The 20,316-nt window shown below is 68.3% G+C and carries 21 protein-coding genes and 1 tRNA gene; 17 read left to right on the top strand and 5 right to left on the bottom strand.

Features of this window, described 5'->3' with window-relative positions:
- Nucleotides 1-53: 53 nt before the first annotated feature.
- Nucleotides 54-2,594 (top strand): penicillin acylase family protein, encoded by a 2,541-nt coding sequence (locus OHA10_RS03855; RefSeq protein ID WP_371404790.1) that lies wholly within the window; start codon nt 54-56, stop codon nt 2,592-2,594.
- 3 nt (nt 2,595-2,597) lie between these two features.
- On the opposite strand, the gene OHA10_RS03850 is transcribed toward OHA10_RS03855, so the two are convergent.
- The 3 genes from OHA10_RS03850 to OHA10_RS03840 are packed head-to-tail and all read right to left on the bottom strand — an operon-like array spanning nt 2,598 to nt 5,105.
- Nucleotides 2,598-3,656 carry a serine hydrolase domain-containing protein gene (locus OHA10_RS03850; RefSeq protein ID WP_371404789.1) on the bottom strand — a complete coding sequence of 353 codons (1,059 nt, stop codon included), beginning with the start codon at nt 3,654-3,656 and terminating at the stop codon, nt 2,598-2,600.
- On the bottom strand, nt 3,656-4,552 hold the full coding sequence (locus OHA10_RS03845; protein WP_371404788.1) for a phosphotransferase: 897 nt from the start codon (nt 4,550-4,552) through the stop codon (nt 3,656-3,658). The genes OHA10_RS03850 and OHA10_RS03845 overlap by 1 nt, the downstream gene beginning before the upstream one ends.
- The gene (locus OHA10_RS03840; protein WP_371404787.1) at nt 4,545-5,105 is read right to left on the bottom strand and encodes a 5-formyltetrahydrofolate cyclo-ligase; all 561 of its coding nucleotides are present in this window, start codon (nt 5,103-5,105) and stop codon (nt 4,545-4,547) included. Before OHA10_RS03840 ends, OHA10_RS03845 begins: the two co-directional genes overlap by 8 nt.
- A gap of 65 nt (nt 5,106-5,170) precedes the next feature.
- On the opposite strand from OHA10_RS03840, the gene OHA10_RS03835 reads away from it, so the two are divergent.
- The 8 genes from OHA10_RS03835 to OHA10_RS03800 all read left to right on the top strand — a co-directional run bounded on the left by OHA10_RS03835 (nt 5,171) and on the right by OHA10_RS03800 (nt 10,902).
- Nucleotides 5,171-6,559, top strand: coding sequence for a UTP--glucose-1-phosphate uridylyltransferase (locus tag OHA10_RS03835; RefSeq protein WP_371404786.1), 1,389 nt, complete (start codon nt 5,171-5,173; stop codon nt 6,557-6,559).
- A gap of 19 nt (nt 6,560-6,578) precedes the next feature.
- A complete protein-coding gene (locus tag OHA10_RS03830) occupies nt 6,579-7,049 on the top strand; it encodes an N-acetyltransferase family protein (protein WP_371404785.1) in 471 nt (156 codons plus the stop codon).
- Between the two features lie 10 nt (nt 7,050-7,059).
- A complete protein-coding gene (gene glp, locus OHA10_RS03825) occupies nt 7,060-8,283 on the top strand; it encodes a gephyrin-like molybdotransferase Glp (RefSeq protein WP_371404784.1) in 1,224 nt (407 codons plus the stop codon).
- Nucleotides 8,280-8,762, top strand: coding sequence for a cyclic pyranopterin monophosphate synthase MoaC (gene moaC, locus OHA10_RS03820; RefSeq protein WP_371404783.1), 483 nt, complete (start codon nt 8,280-8,282; stop codon nt 8,760-8,762). The genes glp and moaC overlap by 4 nt, the downstream gene beginning before the upstream one ends.
- Nucleotides 8,759-9,247 carry a molybdenum cofactor biosynthesis protein B gene (locus OHA10_RS03815; protein ID WP_371404782.1) on the top strand — a complete coding sequence of 163 codons (489 nt, stop codon included), beginning with the start codon at nt 8,759-8,761 and terminating at the stop codon, nt 9,245-9,247. The genes moaC and OHA10_RS03815 overlap by 4 nt, the downstream gene beginning before the upstream one ends.
- Nucleotides 9,247-9,864, top strand: coding sequence for a GNAT family N-acetyltransferase (locus tag OHA10_RS03810; protein WP_371404781.1), 618 nt, complete (start codon nt 9,247-9,249; stop codon nt 9,862-9,864). The genes OHA10_RS03815 and OHA10_RS03810 overlap by 1 nt, the downstream gene beginning before the upstream one ends.
- Nucleotides 9,865-9,961: 97 nt before the next feature.
- Complete coding sequence (locus OHA10_RS03805) at nt 9,962-10,756, top strand: hypothetical protein (protein ID WP_371404780.1); 795 nt, start codon at nt 9,962-9,964, stop codon at nt 10,754-10,756.
- 73 nt (nt 10,757-10,829) lie between these two features.
- Nucleotides 10,830-10,902, top strand: a tRNA-Ala gene (locus OHA10_RS03800).
- A gap of 285 nt (nt 10,903-11,187) precedes the next feature.
- On the opposite strand, the gene OHA10_RS03795 is transcribed toward OHA10_RS03800, so the two are convergent.
- Complete coding sequence (locus OHA10_RS03795; RefSeq protein ID WP_371404779.1) at nt 11,188-11,625, bottom strand: MerR family transcriptional regulator; 438 nt, start codon at nt 11,623-11,625, stop codon at nt 11,188-11,190.
- 119 nt (nt 11,626-11,744) lie between these two features.
- Between OHA10_RS03795 and OHA10_RS03790 the strand changes: the two genes are divergently transcribed.
- Together OHA10_RS03790 and OHA10_RS03785 are read left to right on the top strand one after the other, a co-directional pair.
- Complete coding sequence (locus OHA10_RS03790; protein ID WP_371404778.1) at nt 11,745-12,452, top strand: SDR family oxidoreductase; 708 nt, start codon at nt 11,745-11,747, stop codon at nt 12,450-12,452.
- Nucleotides 12,453-12,464: 12 nt separating this feature from the next.
- The gene (locus OHA10_RS03785) at nt 12,465-12,794 is read left to right on the top strand and encodes a GNAT family N-acetyltransferase (RefSeq protein WP_371404777.1); all 330 of its coding nucleotides are present in this window, start codon (nt 12,465-12,467) and stop codon (nt 12,792-12,794) included.
- A gap of 87 nt (nt 12,795-12,881) precedes the next feature.
- Here the strand turns inward: OHA10_RS03785 and OHA10_RS03780 are convergent, their stop codons facing one another.
- Nucleotides 12,882-13,457, bottom strand: a complete 576-nt coding sequence (locus OHA10_RS03780; protein ID WP_371404776.1) for a TetR/AcrR family transcriptional regulator — start codon at nt 13,455-13,457, stop codon at nt 12,882-12,884.
- An 83-nt stretch (nt 13,458-13,540) separates the two neighbouring features.
- On the opposite strand from OHA10_RS03780, the gene OHA10_RS03775 reads away from it, so the two are divergent.
- From OHA10_RS03775 to OHA10_RS03750, 6 genes are all read left to right on the top strand, one after another.
- Nucleotides 13,541-14,422: an SDR family oxidoreductase gene (locus OHA10_RS03775; protein WP_371404775.1), complete on the top strand. Its 882-nt coding sequence runs from the start codon at nt 13,541-13,543 to the stop codon at nt 14,420-14,422.
- A gap of 69 nt (nt 14,423-14,491) precedes the next feature.
- A complete protein-coding gene (locus OHA10_RS03770) occupies nt 14,492-14,917 on the top strand; it encodes a Fur family transcriptional regulator (RefSeq protein WP_371404774.1) in 426 nt (141 codons plus the stop codon).
- Between the two features lie 52 nt (nt 14,918-14,969).
- The gene (katG, locus tag OHA10_RS03765; protein WP_371404773.1) at nt 14,970-17,189 is read left to right on the top strand and encodes a catalase/peroxidase HPI; all 2,220 of its coding nucleotides are present in this window, start codon (nt 14,970-14,972) and stop codon (nt 17,187-17,189) included.
- A 177-nt stretch (nt 17,190-17,366) separates the two neighbouring features.
- On the top strand, nt 17,367-17,879 hold the full coding sequence (locus tag OHA10_RS03760; protein WP_371404772.1) for a hypothetical protein: 513 nt from the start codon (nt 17,367-17,369) through the stop codon (nt 17,877-17,879).
- A complete protein-coding gene (locus OHA10_RS03755; RefSeq protein WP_371404771.1) occupies nt 17,879-18,484 on the top strand; it encodes a hypothetical protein in 606 nt (201 codons plus the stop codon). The genes OHA10_RS03760 and OHA10_RS03755 overlap by 1 nt, the downstream gene beginning before the upstream one ends.
- A gap of 138 nt (nt 18,485-18,622) precedes the next feature.
- Nucleotides 18,623-20,059, top strand: coding sequence for a GuaB1 family IMP dehydrogenase-related protein (locus OHA10_RS03750; protein WP_371404770.1), 1,437 nt, complete (start codon nt 18,623-18,625; stop codon nt 20,057-20,059).
- Nucleotides 20,060-20,316: the final 257 nt, after the last annotated feature.

Here is a 20,316-nt window from a genome sequence, read left to right as displayed (position 1 = left end):
AGTTGTGAGGGACCCCATTTGGGGTGTGCGGGGGGATTCTCTACGGTTGGTCCGTGCCTCGCCTGCTTCGACTCGTCGTCATCAGCGGAATCGCCCTCGCCACGGTCCTCGTGGTGATCGCCGGGACCGTGATCTTCGTCGTCCGCCACTCGTTCCCGACGTACGACGGATCGATCGATCTGAACGGTCTCGACGGCGACGTCAACGTGGTCCGCGACGCGAACGGGATCCCGCAGATCTATGCCGACACCCCGGCCGACCTGTTCGCCGCTCAGGGCTACGTGTCCGCGCAGGACCGGTTCTTCGAGATGGACTTCCGCCGGCACGTGACCTCCGGCCGGCTGAGCGAGCTGTTCGGCAAGGACGCGCTCGAGACCGACAAGTTCGTCCGGACCCTCGGCTGGCGGCGGGTTGCCGAGCAGGAGCTGCCGCTGCTCAGCCCGAGCACCCGCGAGTACCTCGACGACTACGCCCGCGGCGTCAACGCGTACCTGTCGACGCACAGCGGCTCCGGCCTCAGCCTCGAGTACGGCATCCTGTCGCTGCAGCCGGGTGGACCCAAGAACTACACCCCCGAGCCATGGACCGCGGCGGACTCGCTGGCCTGGCTCAAGGCGATGGCGTGGGACCTGGGCGGCAACCTGGACGAGGAGATCACCCGGACCAAGCTGCTGGCCGCGTTCCCGGCCCGCAACATCGAGAGCCTCTACCCGCAGTACCCGTACGACCGGAACCAGCCGATCATGTCGAGCGGCTCGATCGGCAAGGACGGCAAGTTCACGACCTCGCCGGTCAGCCCGGAGCTCCGCCGTAGCATGCTGACCCAGGACCTGCTCAAGTCACTCGACTCGGTGCAGAGTGTCGCCAAGGGCCTGCCTGAGCTGCTCGGTCAGGGCGACGGCGTCGGTTCGAACTCCTGGGTCGTCTCCGGTGACCACACCACCACCGGCAAGCCGCTGCTGGCCAACGACCCGCACCTGGGCGCCACCATGCCGGGCATCTGGACGCAGGTCGGTCTGCACTGCAACAACGTCGGCAAGGCCTGCCCGTTCGACGTCTCCGGCTTCAGCTTCTCCGGTCTGCCCGGTGTGGTGATCGGCCACAACAACGCGATCTCCTGGGGCTTCACCAACCTCGACCCGGACGTCCAGGACCTGTACCTGGAGAGGATCGACGGCAACAACGTCCTCTACAACAACAAGTGGCGCGCGATGGCCACCCGCGAGGAGACGTTCAAGGTGGCCGGCGAGGACAAGCCGGTGAAGATCACCGTCCGCGAGACCCGGCACGGTCCGCTCATCTCCGACGTCGGCGAGGACGAGCGCAAGGTCGGCGAGCAGGCCGCGTCGCAGGCGAAGTACCCGACGGCGTACGGCGTCGCGCTGCAGTGGACCGCGCTCAACCCGGGCAAGACCGCCGACGCGCTGTTCGCGATCAACACCGCACAGAACTGGACCGAGTTCCGGGCCGCCGCGCAGCAGTTCCAGGTCCCTTCGCAGAACCTCGTGTACGCCGACACCGACGGCCATATCGGCTACCAGGCGCCCGGGCTGATCCCGATCCGCGCCACGGGTCGCGGCGACTGGCCCGTGCCCGGCTGGGACCCGAAGTACTACTGGAAGGGCTACATACCCTTCGATGCGTTGCCGACCGAGTTCGATCCACCGAGCGGGATCATCGTCACCGCCAACCAGGCAGTGGTGCCGAACACGTACACCTACTACCTGACGAACTCGTGGGACTACGGCTACCGAAGTCAGCAGATCCTCGACCGGATCAAGTCCGCCGGCAAGCTGGACGCGAACGCGATGGCGTCGATCCAGCTGGACACCAAGAACAAGGCCGCCGAGATGCTGGTGCCGTACCTGCTCCGGATCAGCATCGACGACGCGTTCGAGAAGCAGGGCCAGGACACCTTGCGGAACTGGGACTTCACCCAGCCGCCGGACTCCGCCGCGGCCGCGTACTTCAACGTGGTCTGGCGCAACCTGCTCGCGCTGACGTTCCACGACCAGCTTCCGGAGGGCACCTGGCCGGACGGCGGTTCGCGCTGGTTCGAGGTGATCCACACGCTGCTCGGCCAGCCCAACAGCGGCTGGTGGGACAACATCGGCACTCCGCAGAAGGAGAGCCGCGACGACATCCTGCGTGAGGCCCTGGTCAACGCCCGGACCGAGATCACCCAGAAGATGGCGCGTGAGCCGGTCAACTGGCAGTGGGGCAAGCTGCACAAGCTCACGCTGACCAACCAGACACTGGGCAAGTCCGGGATCGGACTGGTCGAGAAGATCTTCAACCGCGGCCCGTACCAGCTCGGCGGCGGTACGTCGATCGTCGACGCGACCGCCTGGGATGCCGCTGAGGGGTACGCCGTCACAGCGACCCCGTCGATGCGGATGGTCGTCGACCTGTCGGACTTCGACCAGTCCCGCTGGGTCAACCTGACCGGTGTGTCCGGACACGCGTTCTCGTCCAACTACACCGACCAGACCAAGTTGTGGGTCAAGGGCGAGACGCTGAAGTGGGCCTACACGAAGGGTGCCGTGGAGGCGACCCGGAAGCACTCGCTGACCTTCACCAAGCCGGACCGCTAGCTGTCACCAAGCGGGCGCGCTGGCCTCGGCGAACAGTTCCTCCGGCCAGGTCCAGAGCGCCCGCTGGGTCAGCAGGATCGAGATCGTCCCGTCTGCGGGTGTGGTCGACCAGAGCGAACCCAGACCGCCTGCCCAGCCGTACCGGTCGCTGCCGACGGACATGCCGTAGCCCCAGCCGGTGTCCGGCCCGAGGAAGCCGGCCGCGCCCTCGCGCTGCGCCGGCGTGAGCTGGTCGGTCGTCATCTCCGCGATGGCGGCCGGTGAGAGCAGCCCGCCGTTCAGGAGCATCCGCGTGAACGCGTGGAAGTCGTCGACGGTCGAGACGAGTCCACCACTCGCATCCGGGAACGACGGCGGCGCGAGCCATTGGCTGCCATCAGCTGGGTCCAATACGTCGTCCCCGACGTACGCCGTGGTCAGCCGAGCCGGATCTGCAGCGGTGAACCCGGTGTTGCGCATCCCGAGCGGTTCGAAGATCCGCTCGCGGAGGAACTCCTCCAGCGGCTGACCGGTGACCCGCGCGATCAGTACGCCGAGAATGTGGGAGCCGGTGGAGTACAGCCACTGCTCGCCGGGCTGGTACTGCAGCGGCAGCGTGCCCAGACGGCGCATCCACTCGTCCGGTTCGAGCGCAGTCCGCGGTACGGGCGGCCCGAAGGTGTGGAGGTCGAGCTCCTCCTCACGCTGACGCAGCGCCGGGTTGTCCGACTCGCCGAGCCCGAGCCGGAACGTCAGCAGGTCCCGCGTCGTGATCGGCCGTGCCGCAGGCACCGTGTCGTCCAGAGGGCCGTCCGGCTGTCGCAGTACGACGGGATCCGACAGCTCCGGGAGTACGTCGGCGACCGGTGCGTCCATGGACAGCCGGAGCTCATCCACCAGGACCATGGTCGCGGCGGCAACGATCGGCTTCGTGAACGAGGAGACCCGGAACAGACTGTCCCGCTCCAGCTCCGGTCCGTCGTACGACACCTTGCCGATGACCTCGACCCGGATTTCGTCGCCGCGGCTGGTGAGACTGATGAGTCCTGGTACGACGCCGTTGTCGACGTATGTCTGCAGCATCAGCTCAGTCCACCAGCGAACGGCATCGCGCGCCACTGGGTTGCGAACAACCGGATCCCGTCGGCCAGCTCCGGTATCTGCGGGACGAGCGGGGTGCAGACGAGGACCTGGAGAGCGCGAGCCAGATCCATCACCTGCTGGATCTTCGGGTCGAGTGTCGGGAGACCCAGAGTCCGCGCCGCCTCGTCGTACGCCCGGTACAGGTCGGGTCCGAAGCCGGCGAGGTCCCACTCGATCGGTCCGAGCGTCACGTCCTCGAAGTCCGCCCAGAGCGGCCCGTCGACGGTGTTGATCAGGTTCCACGACGGGGCGTCGCCGTGAATCGGCTGCACGGTCGCCGACGGGAAGACAGCCTCGAAACCAGCGCGGGTGCTCAGGACAGGCTCCAGCACCTTCCACTCGGCTCGTGCTCGCTCGACGTCCTCCTGCTCGAGCAGACAGGGCACAGCCTCGGCCGCCTCCAGACCGGGGCCGATCAGCCGCAGCGGCGTCATCCAGGTCAGCTCACCTGGGTACCCCGCGAGCTGGGCGTGGAGCTCAGGCACGCGGGCAATGGCGGCGAAGTAGTCGGGTTCGGCCGTCCGGTCCACCTCGACATACGTCCAGAAGGTCATCCACAGGCCGTCCTGCTCCACTGGCCTCAGCGGTACAAGTGGAGTCGGCTGCACGACGGGTACCCCCTCCGCGGCCAGCCAGGTGGCGACGTCCAGTTCGCGCTGCTGACGGCGTACGGCGGGCTCCGGGTCCTTCATGCCGTCCGGGAGGTTCATCGGCACCCGTGCGACCACAGGCGACGGCCGTAGATGAACGACCGTGGAGAAAGCCGTGTAGAGCACCAGGGGATCGGTGACCGTCAGGCCGAGGGAGCGTGCGGCTTCGACCGCGGGCTCAGTCATCTCCTGATCTTCGCAAGGGGATCAAGCGAGTTGGCGTAAGCGCAGCGTCCACCGGGTGGTCGTGGGAGTCGGAGGGGAGGGCATCCACGATCTCCGCGTCGTACACCGCTGCCCAGACCGGCGTGCCGGGCCGGACGCGGGCGAGTGCCCGGTCGTACGAGCCGCCGCCGCGGCCCAGGCGTACTCCGTTGCGGGCGACGGCTACAGCGGGGCAGATGACCAGGTCGGCAGTGGCGATGGCGTCCGAGCCCAGATCGGTCGGCGGCTCCGACAGACCGAGGCGACCGGGCACCAGATCGGCGGCGCCGGGTGCGATGCCCCAGCCGAGGTCGTTGTCGGCGTACAGGATCGGCAGCAGCACCTCGCGGTCGGTGGCGAGCAGCCAGTCGATCAGCGCGCCGGTCTGCGGCTCCGGGCCCATCGACACGTACAGAGCGACCCGGTGGACGTCGGGCAGCACCTGCTTGGCGCAGGTCAGCAGCCCTTCCGCATGGGCGCGCCGCTCCCGGGTACCGAGGAAATGCTGCCGCGCCGTGGCCTTCGACTGAAACACGAACTGATCGTATGAGGGTGACGCGGGCAACACTCGGATTGGTGGCTGTCCCCTAGGGTTGGTGCATGGGTGAGGTGGGTCTCAGACAAGCGCAGGAGAAGATGCGTGCAGCCGGTGCTGCCGATGTTGCGATACGCGTCTTCACGCACTACTACCAGCTGCTCGAATCGGGCCAGCAGGGGAAGATCCACGAGGCCGACATCGAACCGGTCGGCGACCTGCCGCACCTCGACCACCTCGACACCGATCCCGACGCCATGCGCGCCGCGCTCGCCGAGACGGTCGTCATCAAGCTCAACGGCGGTCTCGGTACGTCGATGGGCGTCACCGGCCCGAAGTCCGCGCTGCCGGTCAAGGACGGGCTGAGCTTCCTCGACATCATCGCCCGGCAGATCCTGAGCACCCGGCGCAAGTACGACGTACCGCTGCCGCTGGTGCTGATGAACTCGTTCCGCACCAAGACCGAGTCGTTGCAGATCCTGAACGAGTACGACGGCCTCGCGATCGACGGGCTGCCGCTCGACTTCATGCAGAACATGGAGCCGAAGCTGCTCGCCGACGACCTGACGCCGGCCGAATGGGAGCCGGACCCGGAGCTGGCCTGGTGCCCGCCGGGCCACGGCGACCTGTTCACCGCGTTGGTTGCCTCCGGCACCCTTGACGCGCTGCGCGAGCACGGCTTCCGGCACGCGTTCATCTCGAACGCCGACAACCTCGGCGCGACACCGGATCCACGGATCGCCGCATGGATGGCAGAACATTCCGTACCGTTTGGTATGGAGGTGTGCCGGCGCACCCGCTCCGACCGCAAGGGCGGCCACGTCGCCGTGCGCAAGTCGGACGGCCGGCTGATCCTCCGCGACAGTGCCCAGGTCGCCGAAGAGGACACGCAGTACTTCCAGGACATCACCCGGCACAAGACGTTCAACACCAACAACCTGTGGATCGACCTGGACCGGCTCGCCGAGCTGATGGACGGGCACGACGGGATCCTCGGCCTGCCGATCATCGTGAACCGCAAGACCATCGACCCGGCCGACCCGTCGTCGCCGAAGGTGATCCAGCTCGAGACCGCGATGGGGACGGCGATCGAGACCTTCGAGGGCTCGCAGGCCGTGATCGTGGATCGCAGCCGGTTCAAGCCGGTGAAGACCACGAACGACCTGCTGGTGCTGCGCTCGGACGTCTACGAGCTGGACGAGGCCGGCGATCTGACCACGACGCACGAGGGCGACGAGCCGTACGTCGACCTGGACCCGGAGTACTTCAAGATCCTCGCCGACTTCGACACCCGGTTCCCGGCCGGGCCGCCGTCGCTGGTCCGCGCCGACCGGCTCGAGGTCCGCGGCGATGTTGCCTTCGGCAAAGATGTGGTGGTGGTCGGGGACGTCGAGGTCGAGGCGCCGGCCGGCGAACGCCGGGTCATCCCGGATGGGACCGAACTGAGCAGCTGAACGCTTCGGGGGGAATGCGATGGACGACCTGCTGATCAGGCCGTTGGAGCCGTCCGACACGGACGAGGCCGCCGCGGTGTGGTGGCGCTCGCGGCACGCCGACGACACGCAGCTGCCGCCGGCGATCCACACCGCCACGGAGGTGGCGGCCTGGTTCGCGGACGTGCTGCTGCCGGACGCGCAGACCTGGGTGGCGCTCGACGAGGACCGGATCGTCGCGGTGCTGACTCTCGACGGCGACGACCTGGACCAGCTGTACGTCGTACCCGAGGCGGCCGGTCAGGGCATCGGATCGACCCTCGTGGACCTCGCCAAGGATCTCCGGCCAGGTGGTCTGGCACTGTGGACCTTCCAGACCAACACCCGTGCCCAGTCCTTCTACAAAGCCCATGGCTTCGTCGAGGTACGCCGTACCGATGGCAGTGCCAACGAGGAACGCGCGCCCGACGTGCGGATGACCTGGGGCAACCACCCGGAGGGTGTGGATTAGGGTCAGGCTCGTGAGACGGACTGTTGATGAGCATCTGGAGGCTGTGCTCGGGCGGGTGACGGCTCTGCCCGCGTTCGACCAGCCCCTGATGGACGCGGTCGGGCTGGTGCTGTGCGAGGACATCGTCTCGGGGGTGAGCCTGCCGGGGTTCGACAACTCGGCCATGGACGGGTACGCCGTCCAGGCGGCCGATCTGGCGGGCGCCTCGGACGAGAACCCGATCATGCTGCCGGTGGTCGGGGAGTTCCGGGCAGGCCGGAGTGAGCCGATCGTGGTCACGCCGGGTACCTGCGTGCGGATCATGACCGGCGCACCGATGCCGCGGGGCGCCGACAGCGTCGTACCGGTCGAGTGGACCGACGGTGGGACGGTCAACGTCCGCATCACCCAGCAACCGCCGGTCGGTGGTTCGGTCCGGCACGCCGGTGAGGACGTGACGGCCGGAGTACAGGTGCTCGACCGTGACACCATCCTGGGGCCGCGGCAGATCGCGGTACTCGCTGCGGTAGGCAGGGCGCGGGTGAAGGCCCGTCCGCGACCACGGGTCGTGGTGATCTCCACCGGCGCCGAGCTGCGTGAGCCGGGGAGCCGGCTGGGCGACGGGCAGATCTACGACTCGAACAGCTACACCATGGCCGCGTGTGCGCGGGACGCCGGAGCGGTCGTCTACCGCGTCGGCATCGTCGACGACGACCCCAAGCGGATCATGGACACCCTCTCCGACCAGTTGGTGCGCGCTGACCTGGTCATCACCACGGGTGGCGTCAGCATGGGTGCGTACGACGTGGTGAAGGAGGAGCTGTCCAAGCTGGGCACTGTGGACTTCCCGCAGGTCGCCATGCAGCCGGGGAAGCCGCAGGGGTTCGGGGTGATCGGTGAGGACGAGGTGCCGATCTTCACGCTGCCGGGCAACCCGGTGTCGGCGTACGTGTCGTTCGAGGTGTTCGTACGGCCCGCGCTGCGCAAGCTGATGGGTCAGATGCCGTACCGGCGCGCACTGGTGCCGGGAGTGACGCTGGACGGGTTCAGCTCGCCTCCGGGGCGGCGGCAGTTCGTCCGCGCCGCGGCCACCTCCGGCGACGAGGGCTGGATGGCCAGTACAGTCGGCGGGCACGGCTCGCACCTGCTCGGCGGGTTGAGCCGCGCGAACGCACTGATCATCGTGCCCGAGGACGTCACCGCCGTCCGGGCCGGCGACCAGATCGAGCTGATGTTGCTAGGGGAGACCGGATGACCGAGCCGCCTGCCGGGCTGACCCATGTCGACGAGACCGGGGCCGCGCGGATGGTCGACGTGTCGGCCAAGGACGCCGGCAGCCGGCGAGCTGTTGCCAGCGGCAAGGTTCTGGTGTCGGCCGAGGTGGTGGCCGCGCTGCGCGGTGACGGTGTGCCGAAGGGCGACGCGCTCGGTGTCGCGCGGATCGCCGGGATCATGGGTGCGAAGCGGACGCCGGACCTGGTGCCGCTGTGCCATCCGATCGCGATCACCGGCGCCAAGGTCGACCTCGAGGTCGCGGACGACGCCGTACTCATCAGGGCGCAGGTGAAGACGACCGACCGTACCGGCGTCGAGATGGAGGCGCTGACTGCGGTTGCGGTCGCTGGGCTGGCCGTCATCGACATGGTGAAGGCGCTGGATCCGGCGGCAGTGCTGACCGACGTACGGGTGGAGTTGAAAGAGGGCGGCAAGACCGGGCACTGGGAGCGGCCGTGAGAGCTCTTGTCGTCAGCGTGTCGAACCGAGCGGCCGCTGGCATCTACACCGACACCACAGGTCCACTGATCGCATCACGGCTGACGGACTGGGGCTTCGAGGTGTCAGGGCCGTCCGTCGTCCCGGACGGTGCACCGGTCGGCGATGCGTTGCGGGCCGCGGTCGAGGCGTCGTACGACGTCGTACTGACCACAGGTGGTACGGGGATCTCGCCGACCGACGAAACACCCGAGCAGACGGCGGCCGTGCTGTCCAAGGTCGTGCCGGGGATTGCGGAAGCGATCCGGGCGTACGGCGTCGCAAACGGAGTGCCGACAGCCGCACTGTCCCGTGGACTGGCAGGAGTCGCAGGTACTACGGTCATCGTCAACCTGCCCGGTTCGCGTGGCGGGGTGAAAGACGGTCTCGCCGTGCTGGAGCCGCTGCTGCGACATGCGGTCGAGCAGGTACACGGTGGAGACCATGTGCGGACGGACACCGACTGATGGCGATCGTTCACTGGCCTGTCGAGCTGCAGCACGGACAGGTCGGGCTGCGCCCGTTGCGGGCCGGCGACGGCGGCGAGTGGGCTGCCGCACGCCAGCGGAACGTCAGCTGGCTGCGCCCCTGGGATGCGACCCAGCCGCCCGGTGCGGAAGACGGTGCGCGCACATTCCGCGCCATGGCACGTGACTGGAACCGGCAGGCGCGGTACGGGCGCATGCTCCCGTTCGTCATCACGTACGGCGGCGCGGCCGGCGTCGGCGCCCGGTCGAAGTGGCCGCTGGTCGGCCAGCTCACGGTGTCCGGCATCACCTACGGCTCGGCCCGCTGGGCGAACCTCGGCTACTGGGTCGACGAGCAGTACGCCGGTCGCGGGATCGTCCCGACTGCGGTCGCGATGGCCGCCGACCACTGCTGGTTCACCCTCGGCCTGCACCGGATCGAAGTCGCGATCCGCCCCGAGAACAAGGCAAGTCTGCGTGTGGTGGAGAAGCTCGGCTTCCGGTACGAAGGCGAGCGGCCGCGGTTCCTGCACATCGACGGCGACTGGCGCGACCACCGCATCTTCGCGCTCAACGTCGAAGAGGTCGGGCCCGGTCTCGTAGCGCGACTGCAATGATTACCGTGCGTGCTATTCACATCAGTCACACGAGTCTTCTTGCGACACACCGTCTCACGTACCTCATCTGGCCCCCGCCGCACCTTAGCGTCGTCGCATGGGGACGACAGGGCTGATCTATGTGGCGATCGTCGCCGCGTGGGCCGCCTACCTCGTCCCGATGTGGCTGAAGCGGGGCGACGAAGCGCGGCGGCAACCAGTGGTGCCGTCATCCGCCGAAGCGCGGGTGCTGTCCCGCGACCCGTCGCGACCCCGGTACGTCGTACGCCCGGCCGGGGCGACCGCCGCCGACGACGCGTCGGCCGCCGACGATCCGTCGCCGCCGAAGCGGTACGTTCCGAACCGAGCCCGCCGGGTGGCCGCAATGCGCCGTCGGCGGGTGCTGTCGATCCTGACCCTTTCGCTGCTGTCGGTCGTCGCGCTGGCCGGACTCGCGATGGTGCCGTGGTGGTCGGTCGCAATCCCGGGGGCGCTCATCCTCGGCTTCGTCGTACTCACCCGGGTGCAGCTGCGACGGCAGGCGCGGACGCGTGCGCGGCTCGCGGCCGAGCGGCGTACCCGCCTCCAGGCCCAGCACGACCGCGGCCCGGCCGGGAAGCCGGCGCCGTCGGCCGACGAGGAGATGACCATCGAGGTCAAGCTCCCGGAGGCTCCTGCGCCCGCCAAGCCCGTCGAGAAGCCCGCCGCCGAGGGCCTCTGGGACCCGGTGCCGGTGACGCTTCCGACGTACGTCCTGAAGGAGAAGGCACCCGACCGGACGGTGCGCACGATCTCCCTCACCGACGACGAAGTCTTCTCCAGTGCGCGGACGACGGACCCCGCCGAGAAGCCTGTCGTCGCCGAGCCCGCCGAGGCCGAAGAACCCGAGGTGAAACGCGCCGTCGGCGACTGATATCCGGTTTTAGAACCCGGGCCTCTACGTGTTAGAGTTTCGCGGTCGCCAGGGAAACCAAGGCGACCAGCTCGGGGCTGTGGCGCAGTTGGTAGCGCGCTTCGTTCGCAACGAAGAGGCCAGGGGTTCGAATCCCCTCAGCTCCACGAAGGCGATGGGCGACTCGTGTCGACGGAGAGCGTCGACCGGGTCGCCTTCGTTGTTTGTGCGGCTGCGCTTCGCTTGCCGCGAGCGGGGGCTCCGCCACCCGCACCCCCTGGGGCCTTCGCTTCGCTCGGCGGGTTGGCCTGGCTCGGGTTGGGCGGTCAGCTCACCTGCGTGGGTTGGGTTTGTGGTCAGGTCACCTGCGTGGGTTGGGTTTGCGGTCAGGTCATCTGCCTGGGTTGGGGTTGCGCCGTTCAGGGTTAGGTCGGGTGACGCGGATGGTGTGGTCAGATGGCGGCGGCCTGCTCCGGGATGGGGGTAGTTGAGTCCGCGGCGTGGTAGGGGGACCAGGCCGGCTCGCGGAGGGCGGGGCAGTGTTCGGGGGTGGGGTGGTTGGCGATGTCGATCATGCGGTCGAGTGCGTCGCGCGCGGCGGCGAGGTCCCTCATGGCGGCGGTGATGCGGTTGCGTTCGGCTGCCATCAGTTCGAAGGCCTCGTGTGAAGCGTGGCCGGTCTCGATACAGGGCATCAGTTGCACGATGGTCCGGCTGGGTAGGCCGGCGGTGAAGAGTTGTTGGATCAGCCGGACCCGCTCGACCGCCGCCTCGGCGTAGATGCGCTGGCCGCTGAGGGTGCGTTCGGAGGCGAGCAGTCCCTGCTCCTCGTAGTACCGCAGTGCTCTGGTGCTGACCCCTGCTCGATGTGCGAGCTCGCCGATCCGCATCCGCGTCCTCCCTGTGAATTGACTCCCGACTTGACCTTCACGTCAACGTCAAGTTTTAGCGTAGCCGGTGCCGGGTGTGGCCCGGCCGACCGAGAGACCTAGACAGAAGCTGGAAACCTATGAACGTCACTGGCCAGATCGCCCTCGTCACCGGAGCCAACCGCGGCATCGGGCGTCAGTTCGTCCTCGAACTGCTCGAACGTGGGGCGAGCAAGGTGTACGCGACCGCTCGTCGTCCCGAGACGCTCGAGTTCGACGATCCCCGGGTGGTCCCGCTGCGACTCGACCTGCTCGACCACGAGTCCGTCGACGCGGTAGCAGCCGCGGCAAGGGATGTCAGCCTGCTCGTCAACAACGCCGGCATCACGACCGGCGCCGCCCTCGTCACGAGCGACCTCGCCGAGATCCGTCGTGAGATGGACACGCACTTCTGGGGCACGCTCGACGTGATCCGCGCGTTCAGTCCGGTCCTCGCCGCCAACGGCGGAGGTGCCATCGTGAACGTTCTCTCGGCTCTGTCGTGGTTCGCCGCCCCGGGTGCCGGAGCGTACGCCGCCGCCAAGGCCGCAGAGTGGAACATGACCAACGGCGTACGTCTCGAGCTCGCCGCCCAGGGCACGCTCGTCCAGGGAGTTCTCCTCGGTGCCGCGGACACGGACATGATGGCCGGGTACGACGGCCCCAAGATCGATCCGCGCGAGGTACCGCGCCGCTCGCTCGACGGCCTGGAGGCAGGGTCGATCGAGGTCGTCGTCGACGACTGGACGGCAATGGTGAAGGCCGCACTCGCCGGCGACCCGGCCCTGTTCTACGCACAGCTCACCTGACCGCCGCGTACCATGCTCGCTGCCTACCCCGACTGGCCAGGCATGACGGCGTACGCCGTCTGGGACGGTGACACGATGGTCGGCACCGCCTCGCTGCACGTCGTCGACGGTGTCGGCCGGTTGCGCAGCGGCGCGACCCGGCCGGAGTACCGGGGGAGAGGCGCCCAGTCCGCGCTGCTCACCCGCCGGATCGCCGACGCCTTCGCCCAAGGCTGCGACCTGGTCACCACCGGCTCGTTCAAGCCCGAGCCGGGCGGTCACAACCCGTCGCTGGCCAACATGCTGCGGCAGGGTTTCGAGGTGCTGACGGATCGCACGCCGCAGATCTGGCGACTTCCTTGATCGGCTACAGCATTTGGCGTGGAGCTGACGGAGCGTTGGGCGCCGTCCGCAGCTCCCGCCGGGGTCCACGCACGAGCGACGCGCGTATCAGCCCAGTGCGGCGCTGGCCGCGCGCAGTTCCGCGAGGGCGGCCAACGCGTGTGGTGCCAGCCCGGCCTCGTCGTGTTCCAGTTGCATCCATTCGGTGTAGCCGCGCTTGAAGGCCAGGACGCCCAGCTCGGCGGCCAGGTGGGCCACGGGGTCCGGGACTCCGCGGGTCAGGAGGGCGTCGGTCATAGCCTTCGCGAGGCCGACGCTCTTCAGGGCATCTCGTTCCTGGAGTTCGGTGCTGGCGGCGACGGCGGCCTTCAAGCGGGGGCCGAGTTCACGGTTCATCGGCCCCATAGCGCTCGAGGCGCGCTCCAGTCCAGCGGCGATCGCGTCGACCGGGGCTGCGTCCTCGGGTGCCTCGGTGATCCCCTCGACCAGGAGGCGGCAGAGGGTTTCTTGACCGGCGACCAGAAGTTCGCGTTTGTCGGGGAAGTGGCGGAAGAAGGTGCTCTTGGTGACGCCCGCCTTCTCCGCTATCTGGGCGACCGTGGTCGCGTCGTAGCCCTGGTCGGCGAAGAGGTCTACGGCGGCGAGGACCAGTCGTTCGCGTGCGCCGGGTTGCCATCGGGCCATGGAGAGATTGTAGGTGATGGGACCTTTGTCTCGTCAGTGCTAGGGTGATGGGACAAAGGTCTTATCACTTGAGGAGTGGTCTCATGCAGGTATTCGTCACCGGTGGCTCCGGTTTGATCGGGTCCGCGGTTGTTCGCGAGTTGCTGGAGAACGGGCATGGCGTGCTCGCGCTTGCCCGGTCCGATGTGAGCGCGTCGGCCCTGGAGGAGGCCGGAGCCGCTGTCGTTCGCGGGGGTCTCGCTGACCTGGACGTGCTTCGGGGTGGCGCCTCGGGGGCCGACGGGGTGATTCATCTTGCCTTTAGCAACGACTTCAGTAGTCCGGAGGCGCTGGCGGCGGGAGTTGCCGAGGAGGGGGCGGCGCTCGCGGCGATGGGGGAGGAGTTGGTCGGCAGTGGACGTCCGTTCGTGACGGTGTCGGGTACGCCGTGGGTAGCGGGGCGAGTTGCGACGGAGGCCGATCCGTTGCCTCTTGACGGGCCGGTTGGTGGGCGGGGGCGGTCGGTGATGGGCGTGCTCGGGCTGGCGGAACGCGGGGTGCGGAGTGCCGCCGTACGGATGCCGCGGACTGTTCACAATCAGGGGACAGGTGGGTTTGCTGGATTGCTGACCGACATCGCTCGGCGTACTGGGGTGTCCGGCTACCCGGGGGACGGCGCGCAGCGGTGGCCGGCTGTGCATGCGTTGGATGCGGCCGTGCTGTTTCGGTTGGTGCTGGAGAATGCGCCGGCCGGCACGGCGTGGCATGCGGTGGATGACGAGGGTGACGCCGTACGGGACATCGCCGCGGTGATCGGTCGGCGGCTCGGCCTGCCGGTCGAGGCGGTGGCGGAGGAGACGTACGGGCCGCTCGGGCCGATCTTCGCGACCGACCAGCCTGCGTCCAGTGTTCATACCCGGGATGTGCTCGGTTGGAAGCCCGAACACCCGAATCTGCTGGCGGACCTGGAGAACCTCCGGGCCTGAGTTGTCTCAGGTTGAGAATCGCGTCAGCTAATCTTGACTCGTTCCAGAAAACGCGGAAGACTGCGACGCGTGCCGACGGCGGATGAGCTCCAGGGGTTGTTGCGTGGGGCTTCGTTGCGGGTGACTCGGCCGCGGGTGGCGGTGCTGGCCGCGGTGTACGAGCATCCGCACGCGGACACGGACTCGATTATCGGTGCCGTGCGCAACGAATTGCCCCAGGCGTCGCACCAGGCGGTGTACGACTCGCTGCACACGTTGACGGCGGCGGGTCTGGTGCGGCGGATCCAGCCGTTGGGGTCGGTGGCGCGGTACGAGTCGCGCGTGGGTGACAACCACCACCACGCCGTCTGCCGGTCGTGCGGAGCCATCGCCGACGTCGACTGTGCGGTCGGGCACGCGCCCTGTCTGACCGCGTCCGAGGACCACGGGTTCGTCATCGACGAGGCCGAGGTCATCTACTGGGGCCTGTGCGCCGACTGCTCACGCCGTACCTGACGCTTTGAATTAGGTCCAGCCATCCGAAAAGTCCAGTCCTGGAAGGAATCTGATGTCCGAGATCCATGAGCCGCTGCCCGGTGAAGGCAGCGAGGAGAGCCGCGGCGAAGAGGAAGGCAAGGGTCAAGGCTGCCCGGTCGCGCACGGTGCGCACCCGACCAGCGGCAACGCGAACCGCGGCTGGTGGCCGAACCAGCTGAACCTGAAGATCCTGGCCAAGAACCCCGCGGTCGCGAACCCGCTCGGCGAGGAGTTCGACTACGCCGCCGCGTTCCAGAGCCTCGACCTTGCCGCGGTGAAGGCCGACATCGCCGAGGTGCTGACCACCTCGCAGGACTGGTGGCCGGCCGACTTCGGGAACTACGGCCCGCTGATGATCCGGATGGCCTGGCACAGCGCCGGCACCTACCGGATCAGCGACGGCCGCGGTGGCGCCGGTGCCGGTCAGCAGCGGTTCGCGCCGCTGAACAGCTGGCCGGACAACGCCAACCTGGACAAGGCGCGCCGGCTGCTCTGGCCGGTGAAGAAGAAGTACGGCCAGAAGATCTCCTGGGCCGACCTGCTGATCCTGACCGGCAACGTCGCGCTCGAGACGATGGGCTTCAAGACCTTCGGGTACGCCGGTGGCCGTGCGGACGTGTGGGAGCCGGAGGACGACGTCTACTGGGGTCCCGAGACCACGTGGCTCGGCGACGAGCGCTACACCGGTGACCGCGAGCTGGAGAAGCCGCTCGGTGCGGTCCAGATGGGCCTCATCTACGTGAACCCGGAAGGCCCGAACGGCAACCCGGACCCGATCGCCTCGGCCCGCGACATCCGCGAGACCTTCGGCCGGATGGCGATGAACGACGAGGAGACCGTCGCGCTGATCGCCGGCGGCCACACCTTCGGCAAGACGCACGGTGCGGCCGACCCGGAGCAGTACGTCGGTGCCGAGCCCGAGGGCGCGCCGATGGACCACCAGGGTCTCGGCTGGCGCAACACGTACAACACCGGCGCCGGTCCGGACGCGATCACCAGCGGCCTCGAGGTCACCTGGACGACGACGCCGGCCAAGTGGGGCAACGACTTCTTCAACATCCTGTTCGGCTACGAGTGGGAGCTGACGAAGAGCCCGGCCGGTGCGAACCAGTGGGTCGCGAAGGACGCCGAGGAGATCATCCCGAACGCGTTCGACCCGAACAAGAAGCAGAAGCCGACCATGCTGACCACGGACCTGGCGCTGCGCTTCGACCCGATCTACGAGCCGATCTCGCGCCGGTTCAAGGACAACCCGGACGAGTTCGCGGACGCGTTCGCGCGGGCCTGGTTCAAGCTGACCCACCGCGACATGGGTCCGATCGTCCGGTACCTCGGCCCGGAGGTTCCGAGCGAGGTGCTGATCTGGCAGGACCCGCTGCCGGCTGTCGACCACGAGCTGATCAACGACGACGACGTGACCGCGCTCAAGGCGGCGATCGCGGCGTCGGGGCTGTCGGTTTCACAGCTCGTCTCGACCGCGTGGGCGTCGGCCTCGACGTTCCGCGGCAGTGACAAGCGCGGTGGCGCCAACGGTGCCCGCATCCGCCTGCAGCCGCAGGCCGGCTGGGAGGTCAACAAGCCCGACGAGCTGGCGCAGGTACTGCGGACGCTCGAAGGCATCCAGCAGTCGTTCGGCAAGCCGGTCTCGCTGGCCGACGTGATCGTCCTCGCCGGTGGTGTCGGCGTGGAGGTCGCTGCGAAGAACGCCGGGTACGACGTCGTCGTACCGTTCACGCCGGGCCGGACCGACGCGTCGGCGGAGCAGACGGACGCGGACTCGTTCGCCGCGCTCGAGCCGGTCGCGGACGGGTTCCGCAACTACTACGGCAAGGGCAACCGGCTCCCGGCGGAGTACCTGCTGCTCGACCGGGCGAACCTGCTCACGCTGAGCGCGCCGGAGCTGACGGTCCTGGTCGGCGGCCTGCGGGTCCTCGGCACGAACTACGACGGCTCGAAGTACGGCGTACTGACCGACAACCCCGGCACGCTCACGAACGACTTCTTCGTGAACCTGCTCGACCTCGGCACCGAGTGGCACGCCGCCGACGACAGCCAGGAGACGTTCGAGGGCACCGTCGACGGCAAGGTCAAGTGGACCGGCACCCGCGCCGACCTGGTCTTCGGCTCGAACTCCGAACTCCGCGCCGTCGCCGAGGTCTACGCCAGCGACGACGCCAACCAGAAGTTCGTCACCGACTTCGTCGCCGCCTGGCACAAGGTCATGGAACTCGACCGCTTCGACCTTCGGTAACCATCTCCAACTGAAACCGGCTCCTCCTTCCAGGGGGAGCCGGTTTTCAGTTGCTGCACGACCGCGACACGATCGACGGCCGCCGGGTTATCCACAGGGGTTGCAGCTTCCTGCAAAGCAGGACGGGGCTGTGGAGAAGTCGGGGGTGTGGGCGTCGTGGCGTCGTAGAGTCGGGGGGTGGCTACTGATGGTTCGGGGATTCGGTCGGTGGAGGACGTGCGGCGGGATGTCGTCGGCGTGCTCGATCGGTTTCGGCGTGGGCGGACGATGCCGTTCAGCTTCGGGGACGACGGAGTGCCGGAGGCGGTGCTGCTGACGTATGACCAGTTCGAGGATCTTGACGGCGAGTCGAAGTTCGAACGTCGTCCGGGGGTGGTGGCCGCGGAGACCGTCGCGGAAGAGCTGGTGTCGATGGTGCGCGCGATCCGGGCGCAGGCCTTCAAGCCGGTGGTGTGGGGCGACGGTGGTGAGCCGGAGGCAGTCATCATGTCGACCTCGCAGTACCGCCGGCTGCGCGGCGACGACGAACCCCCGGCAGGCACGATCGACGATCCGACCCGTCGTGTGTACGCCTCCGAGCCCTTGCCGACCAGCCGGCCGATGACCGTCGACGAGTTCGCCGAGATGATGGGTCCGGAGACTCAGCGGATCCTCGACGAGATCCGCCGCGAGGACGACACCCCGCACTGATGTCCGGCGACGGGTACGAGCTGATCATCGGCGAAGGGTTCGCGATGGACTTCCGACGCCTGACGGCGGCGGCAGGGCGCAACCCCGGCGGACCAGAGGATTACGTCCGTCGACAGGTCCTTCGTGAGATGGGTGAGCTCGCGGCCGGGACGTCTGACGGGCGTCATGCGCTCGGGTACGAGTCGGGGAAGGGGGATCTGCGGGATTGTGTGACCGCCTATCTGCAGTCCGATCCGCAGGAGAAGGCTGACTATCGGCTGGTGTTTCGGGAGATGCCGCCTGCGGTGGCGGGCGGGACTCCTCGGCGGGAGTTGCTGGCGGTCAAGCCGCGGCGGGGTGCCGGGAACATCTACGAGCACACCTGCGCGCGGCTCAATCGGAACCTCCATGATCGTCAGCCAGGTCTGAATGCCTTCGGTGACCGGATGCCCAGCGTCAAGCAGAACCAGGCCCAGCGCCAGGCCGAGCTCGATGCGAACCGCGCCATCGCGCACGCCTTCCCCGGACAGGTGCCCTTGGCAACATCGCGCCCGCTGGCGGCATCCCGGTTCGGCAATCGCCGCGCAGACTCACCACCACGTCATGGCAACGGCCTCGACAGATGACCGGCAGCATCACGACTGCAGAGGCGCGCGGACGGACACCTGCTGTGACCAACCTGTCCATGGGAGCCGGTTTGCTTGTTCCTGGGTGGTTGACGTGTCAGGCTGGGTGGGTTTGTTCTTCGGGTGAAGGGGTCTGCCATGCGGTTTCAGCTCGAGCGGGAGTCGATGGGGGACCTTACGTTCAGTGATGTGTTCCTGGTGCCCAATCGATCCCGGGTTGCGTCGCGGTTGGATGTTGATCTTTCGACCGGGGACGGGAGTGGGGCGTCGATTCCGGTGGTGGCCGCGAACATGACCGCGGTGTCGGGGCGGCGGATGGCGGAGACGATGGCCCGGGGTGGTGGGCTGGCGGTGATTCCGCAGGACATTCCGGTGGATGTGGTGGCGGACGTGGTTGCCTGGGTCAAGCAGCGGGATCCGGTGCACGACACCGCGTTGACGCTGCCGCCGACGGGGACCGTGGGCGAGGTGTTGAACCTGCTGCCCAAGCGGAATCACGGCGCGGTGGTCGTTGTCGACAACGGTCGGCCGGTCGGGGTCGTGACCGAGGCGGACTGTGCGGGTGTCGATCGGTTCACCCAGCTCGAAGGGATCATGTCCCGTGAGTTGCTGACGCTGCCACAGGGGATCGACCCGGAGGCGGCGTTCAACCAGCTGCACGACGGACGGCACCGGCTCGCGCCGGTGGTGGATGCCAACGACCAGATCGTCGGCATCCTGACCCGGCAGCGCGCGCTCCGCGCCACGCTGTACGACCCGGCGCTGGATGCGAACGGCAAGCTCCGGATCGCCGCCGCGATCGGGATCAACGGGGACGCCGAGCAGAAGGCGAAGGCGTTGCTCGACGTCGGTATCGACGTACTGGTGATCGACACCGCGCACGGTCATCAGGAGCGGATGCTCGAGGTCGTCGAGCGGGTTCGCGCACTGGGTCCGACAGTGCCGATCGTGGCCGGCAACGTGGTCACTGCCGATGGCGTCACGGACCTCGTCAACGCCGGGGCGGACATCGTGAAGGTCGGTGTCGGGCCGGGCGCGATGTGTACGACGCGGATGCAGACGGCCGTCGGTCGTCCGCAGTTCTCCGCCGTACTCGAATGTGCGACGAGGGCACGTGAGCTCGGCAAGCACGTGTGGGCGGACGGCGGCGTACGGTACCCGCGCGACGTCGCGCTCGCCCTGGCCGCCGGAGCGTCGAGCGTGATGATCGGATCGTGGTTCGCCGGTACGTACGAGTCGCCCGGCGACCCGCACCGGGACAGCCAGGGCCGGATCTACAAGGAGAGCTTCGGGATGGCGTCCGCGCGGGCGGTGCGATCCCGGACGGCCGACGACACACCGTTCCAGCGGGCCAGGAAGAGCATCTTCGAGGAGGGCATCTCGACCGCCCGGATGTACCTCGACCCGGAGCGACCGAGCGTAGAGGACTTGCTGGACTCGATCGTCTCCGGCATCCGCAGTTCCTGCACGTACGTCGGCGCCGCGAACCTCGCCGAGTTCCACGAGCGGGCCGTGGTCGGGCTGCAGACCGCCGCCGGGTACGCCGAGGGCAAGCCGCTCGACACCAGCTGGTAGCTGTAATCGTATACAAACCGTCTCACCCGCGGGGTGAGATTGAGGGCACAACAAGATCATGCGGCGGGCGATGGCCACCGTCGGCGTTCGGTGGCACCGTGTAGTCAGCGGGGGGAGGAAGGGACACCGGAACAGACCGTCGGGGGGTCGCCGATCTCGCAGGGGGCGTGGGATCGATCGACGCGGGGGCTCAACGTCACAGGTGTCCCACTTCGTGGTCGCGGGTGGTGCAGGAGGGCTCGGCCGAGGCTTGGGAG

Origin of the sequence: Kribbella sp. NBC_00662 (genome assembly GCF_041430295.1) — a bacterium.
Classification (GTDB): domain Bacteria; phylum Actinomycetota; class Actinomycetes; order Propionibacteriales; family Kribbellaceae; genus Kribbella.
Note: the sequence above shows the minus strand (reverse complement) of the source record. Positions and strands in the feature narration are given on the sequence as shown.

Bases quoted from the DNA above. Each gene is read 5' to 3' on its own strand.
- OHA10_RS03850 (WP_371404789.1), bottom strand. From the start codon at position 3,656: ATGCTGCAGACATACGTCGACAACGGCGTCGTACCAGGACTCATCAGT.
- OHA10_RS03845 (WP_371404788.1), bottom strand. From the start codon at position 4,552: ATGACTGAGCCCGCGGTCGAAGCCGCACGCTCCCTCGGCCTGACGGTC.
- OHA10_RS03835 (WP_371404786.1), top strand. From the start codon at position 5,171: ATGGGTGAGGTGGGTCTCAGACAAGCGCAGGAGAAGATGCGTGCAGCC.
- OHA10_RS03830 (WP_371404785.1), top strand. From the start codon at position 6,579: ATGGACGACCTGCTGATCAGGCCGTTGGAGCCGTCCGACACGGACGAG.
- moaC (WP_371404783.1), top strand. From the start codon at position 8,280: ATGACCGAGCCGCCTGCCGGGCTGACCCATGTCGACGAGACCGGGGCC.
- OHA10_RS03810 (WP_371404781.1), top strand. From the start codon at position 9,247: ATGGCGATCGTTCACTGGCCTGTCGAGCTGCAGCACGGACAGGTCGGG.
- OHA10_RS03805 (WP_371404780.1), top strand. From the start codon at position 9,962: ATGGGGACGACAGGGCTGATCTATGTGGCGATCGTCGCCGCGTGGGCC.
- OHA10_RS03795 (WP_371404779.1), bottom strand. From the start codon at position 11,625: ATGCGGATCGGCGAGCTCGCACATCGAGCAGGGGTCAGCACCAGAGCA.
- OHA10_RS03790 (WP_371404778.1), top strand. From the start codon at position 11,745: ATGAACGTCACTGGCCAGATCGCCCTCGTCACCGGAGCCAACCGCGGC.
- OHA10_RS03785 (WP_371404777.1), top strand. From the start codon at position 12,465: ATGCTCGCTGCCTACCCCGACTGGCCAGGCATGACGGCGTACGCCGTC.
- OHA10_RS03780 (WP_371404776.1), bottom strand. From the start codon at position 13,457: ATGGCCCGATGGCAACCCGGCGCACGCGAACGACTGGTCCTCGCCGCC.
- OHA10_RS03775 (WP_371404775.1), top strand. From the start codon at position 13,541: ATGCAGGTATTCGTCACCGGTGGCTCCGGTTTGATCGGGTCCGCGGTT.
- katG (WP_371404773.1), top strand. From the start codon at position 14,970: ATGTCCGAGATCCATGAGCCGCTGCCCGGTGAAGGCAGCGAGGAGAGC.
- OHA10_RS03755 (WP_371404771.1), top strand. From the start codon at position 17,879: ATGTCCGGCGACGGGTACGAGCTGATCATCGGCGAAGGGTTCGCGATG.
- OHA10_RS03750 (WP_371404770.1), top strand. From the start codon at position 18,623: ATGCGGTTTCAGCTCGAGCGGGAGTCGATGGGGGACCTTACGTTCAGT.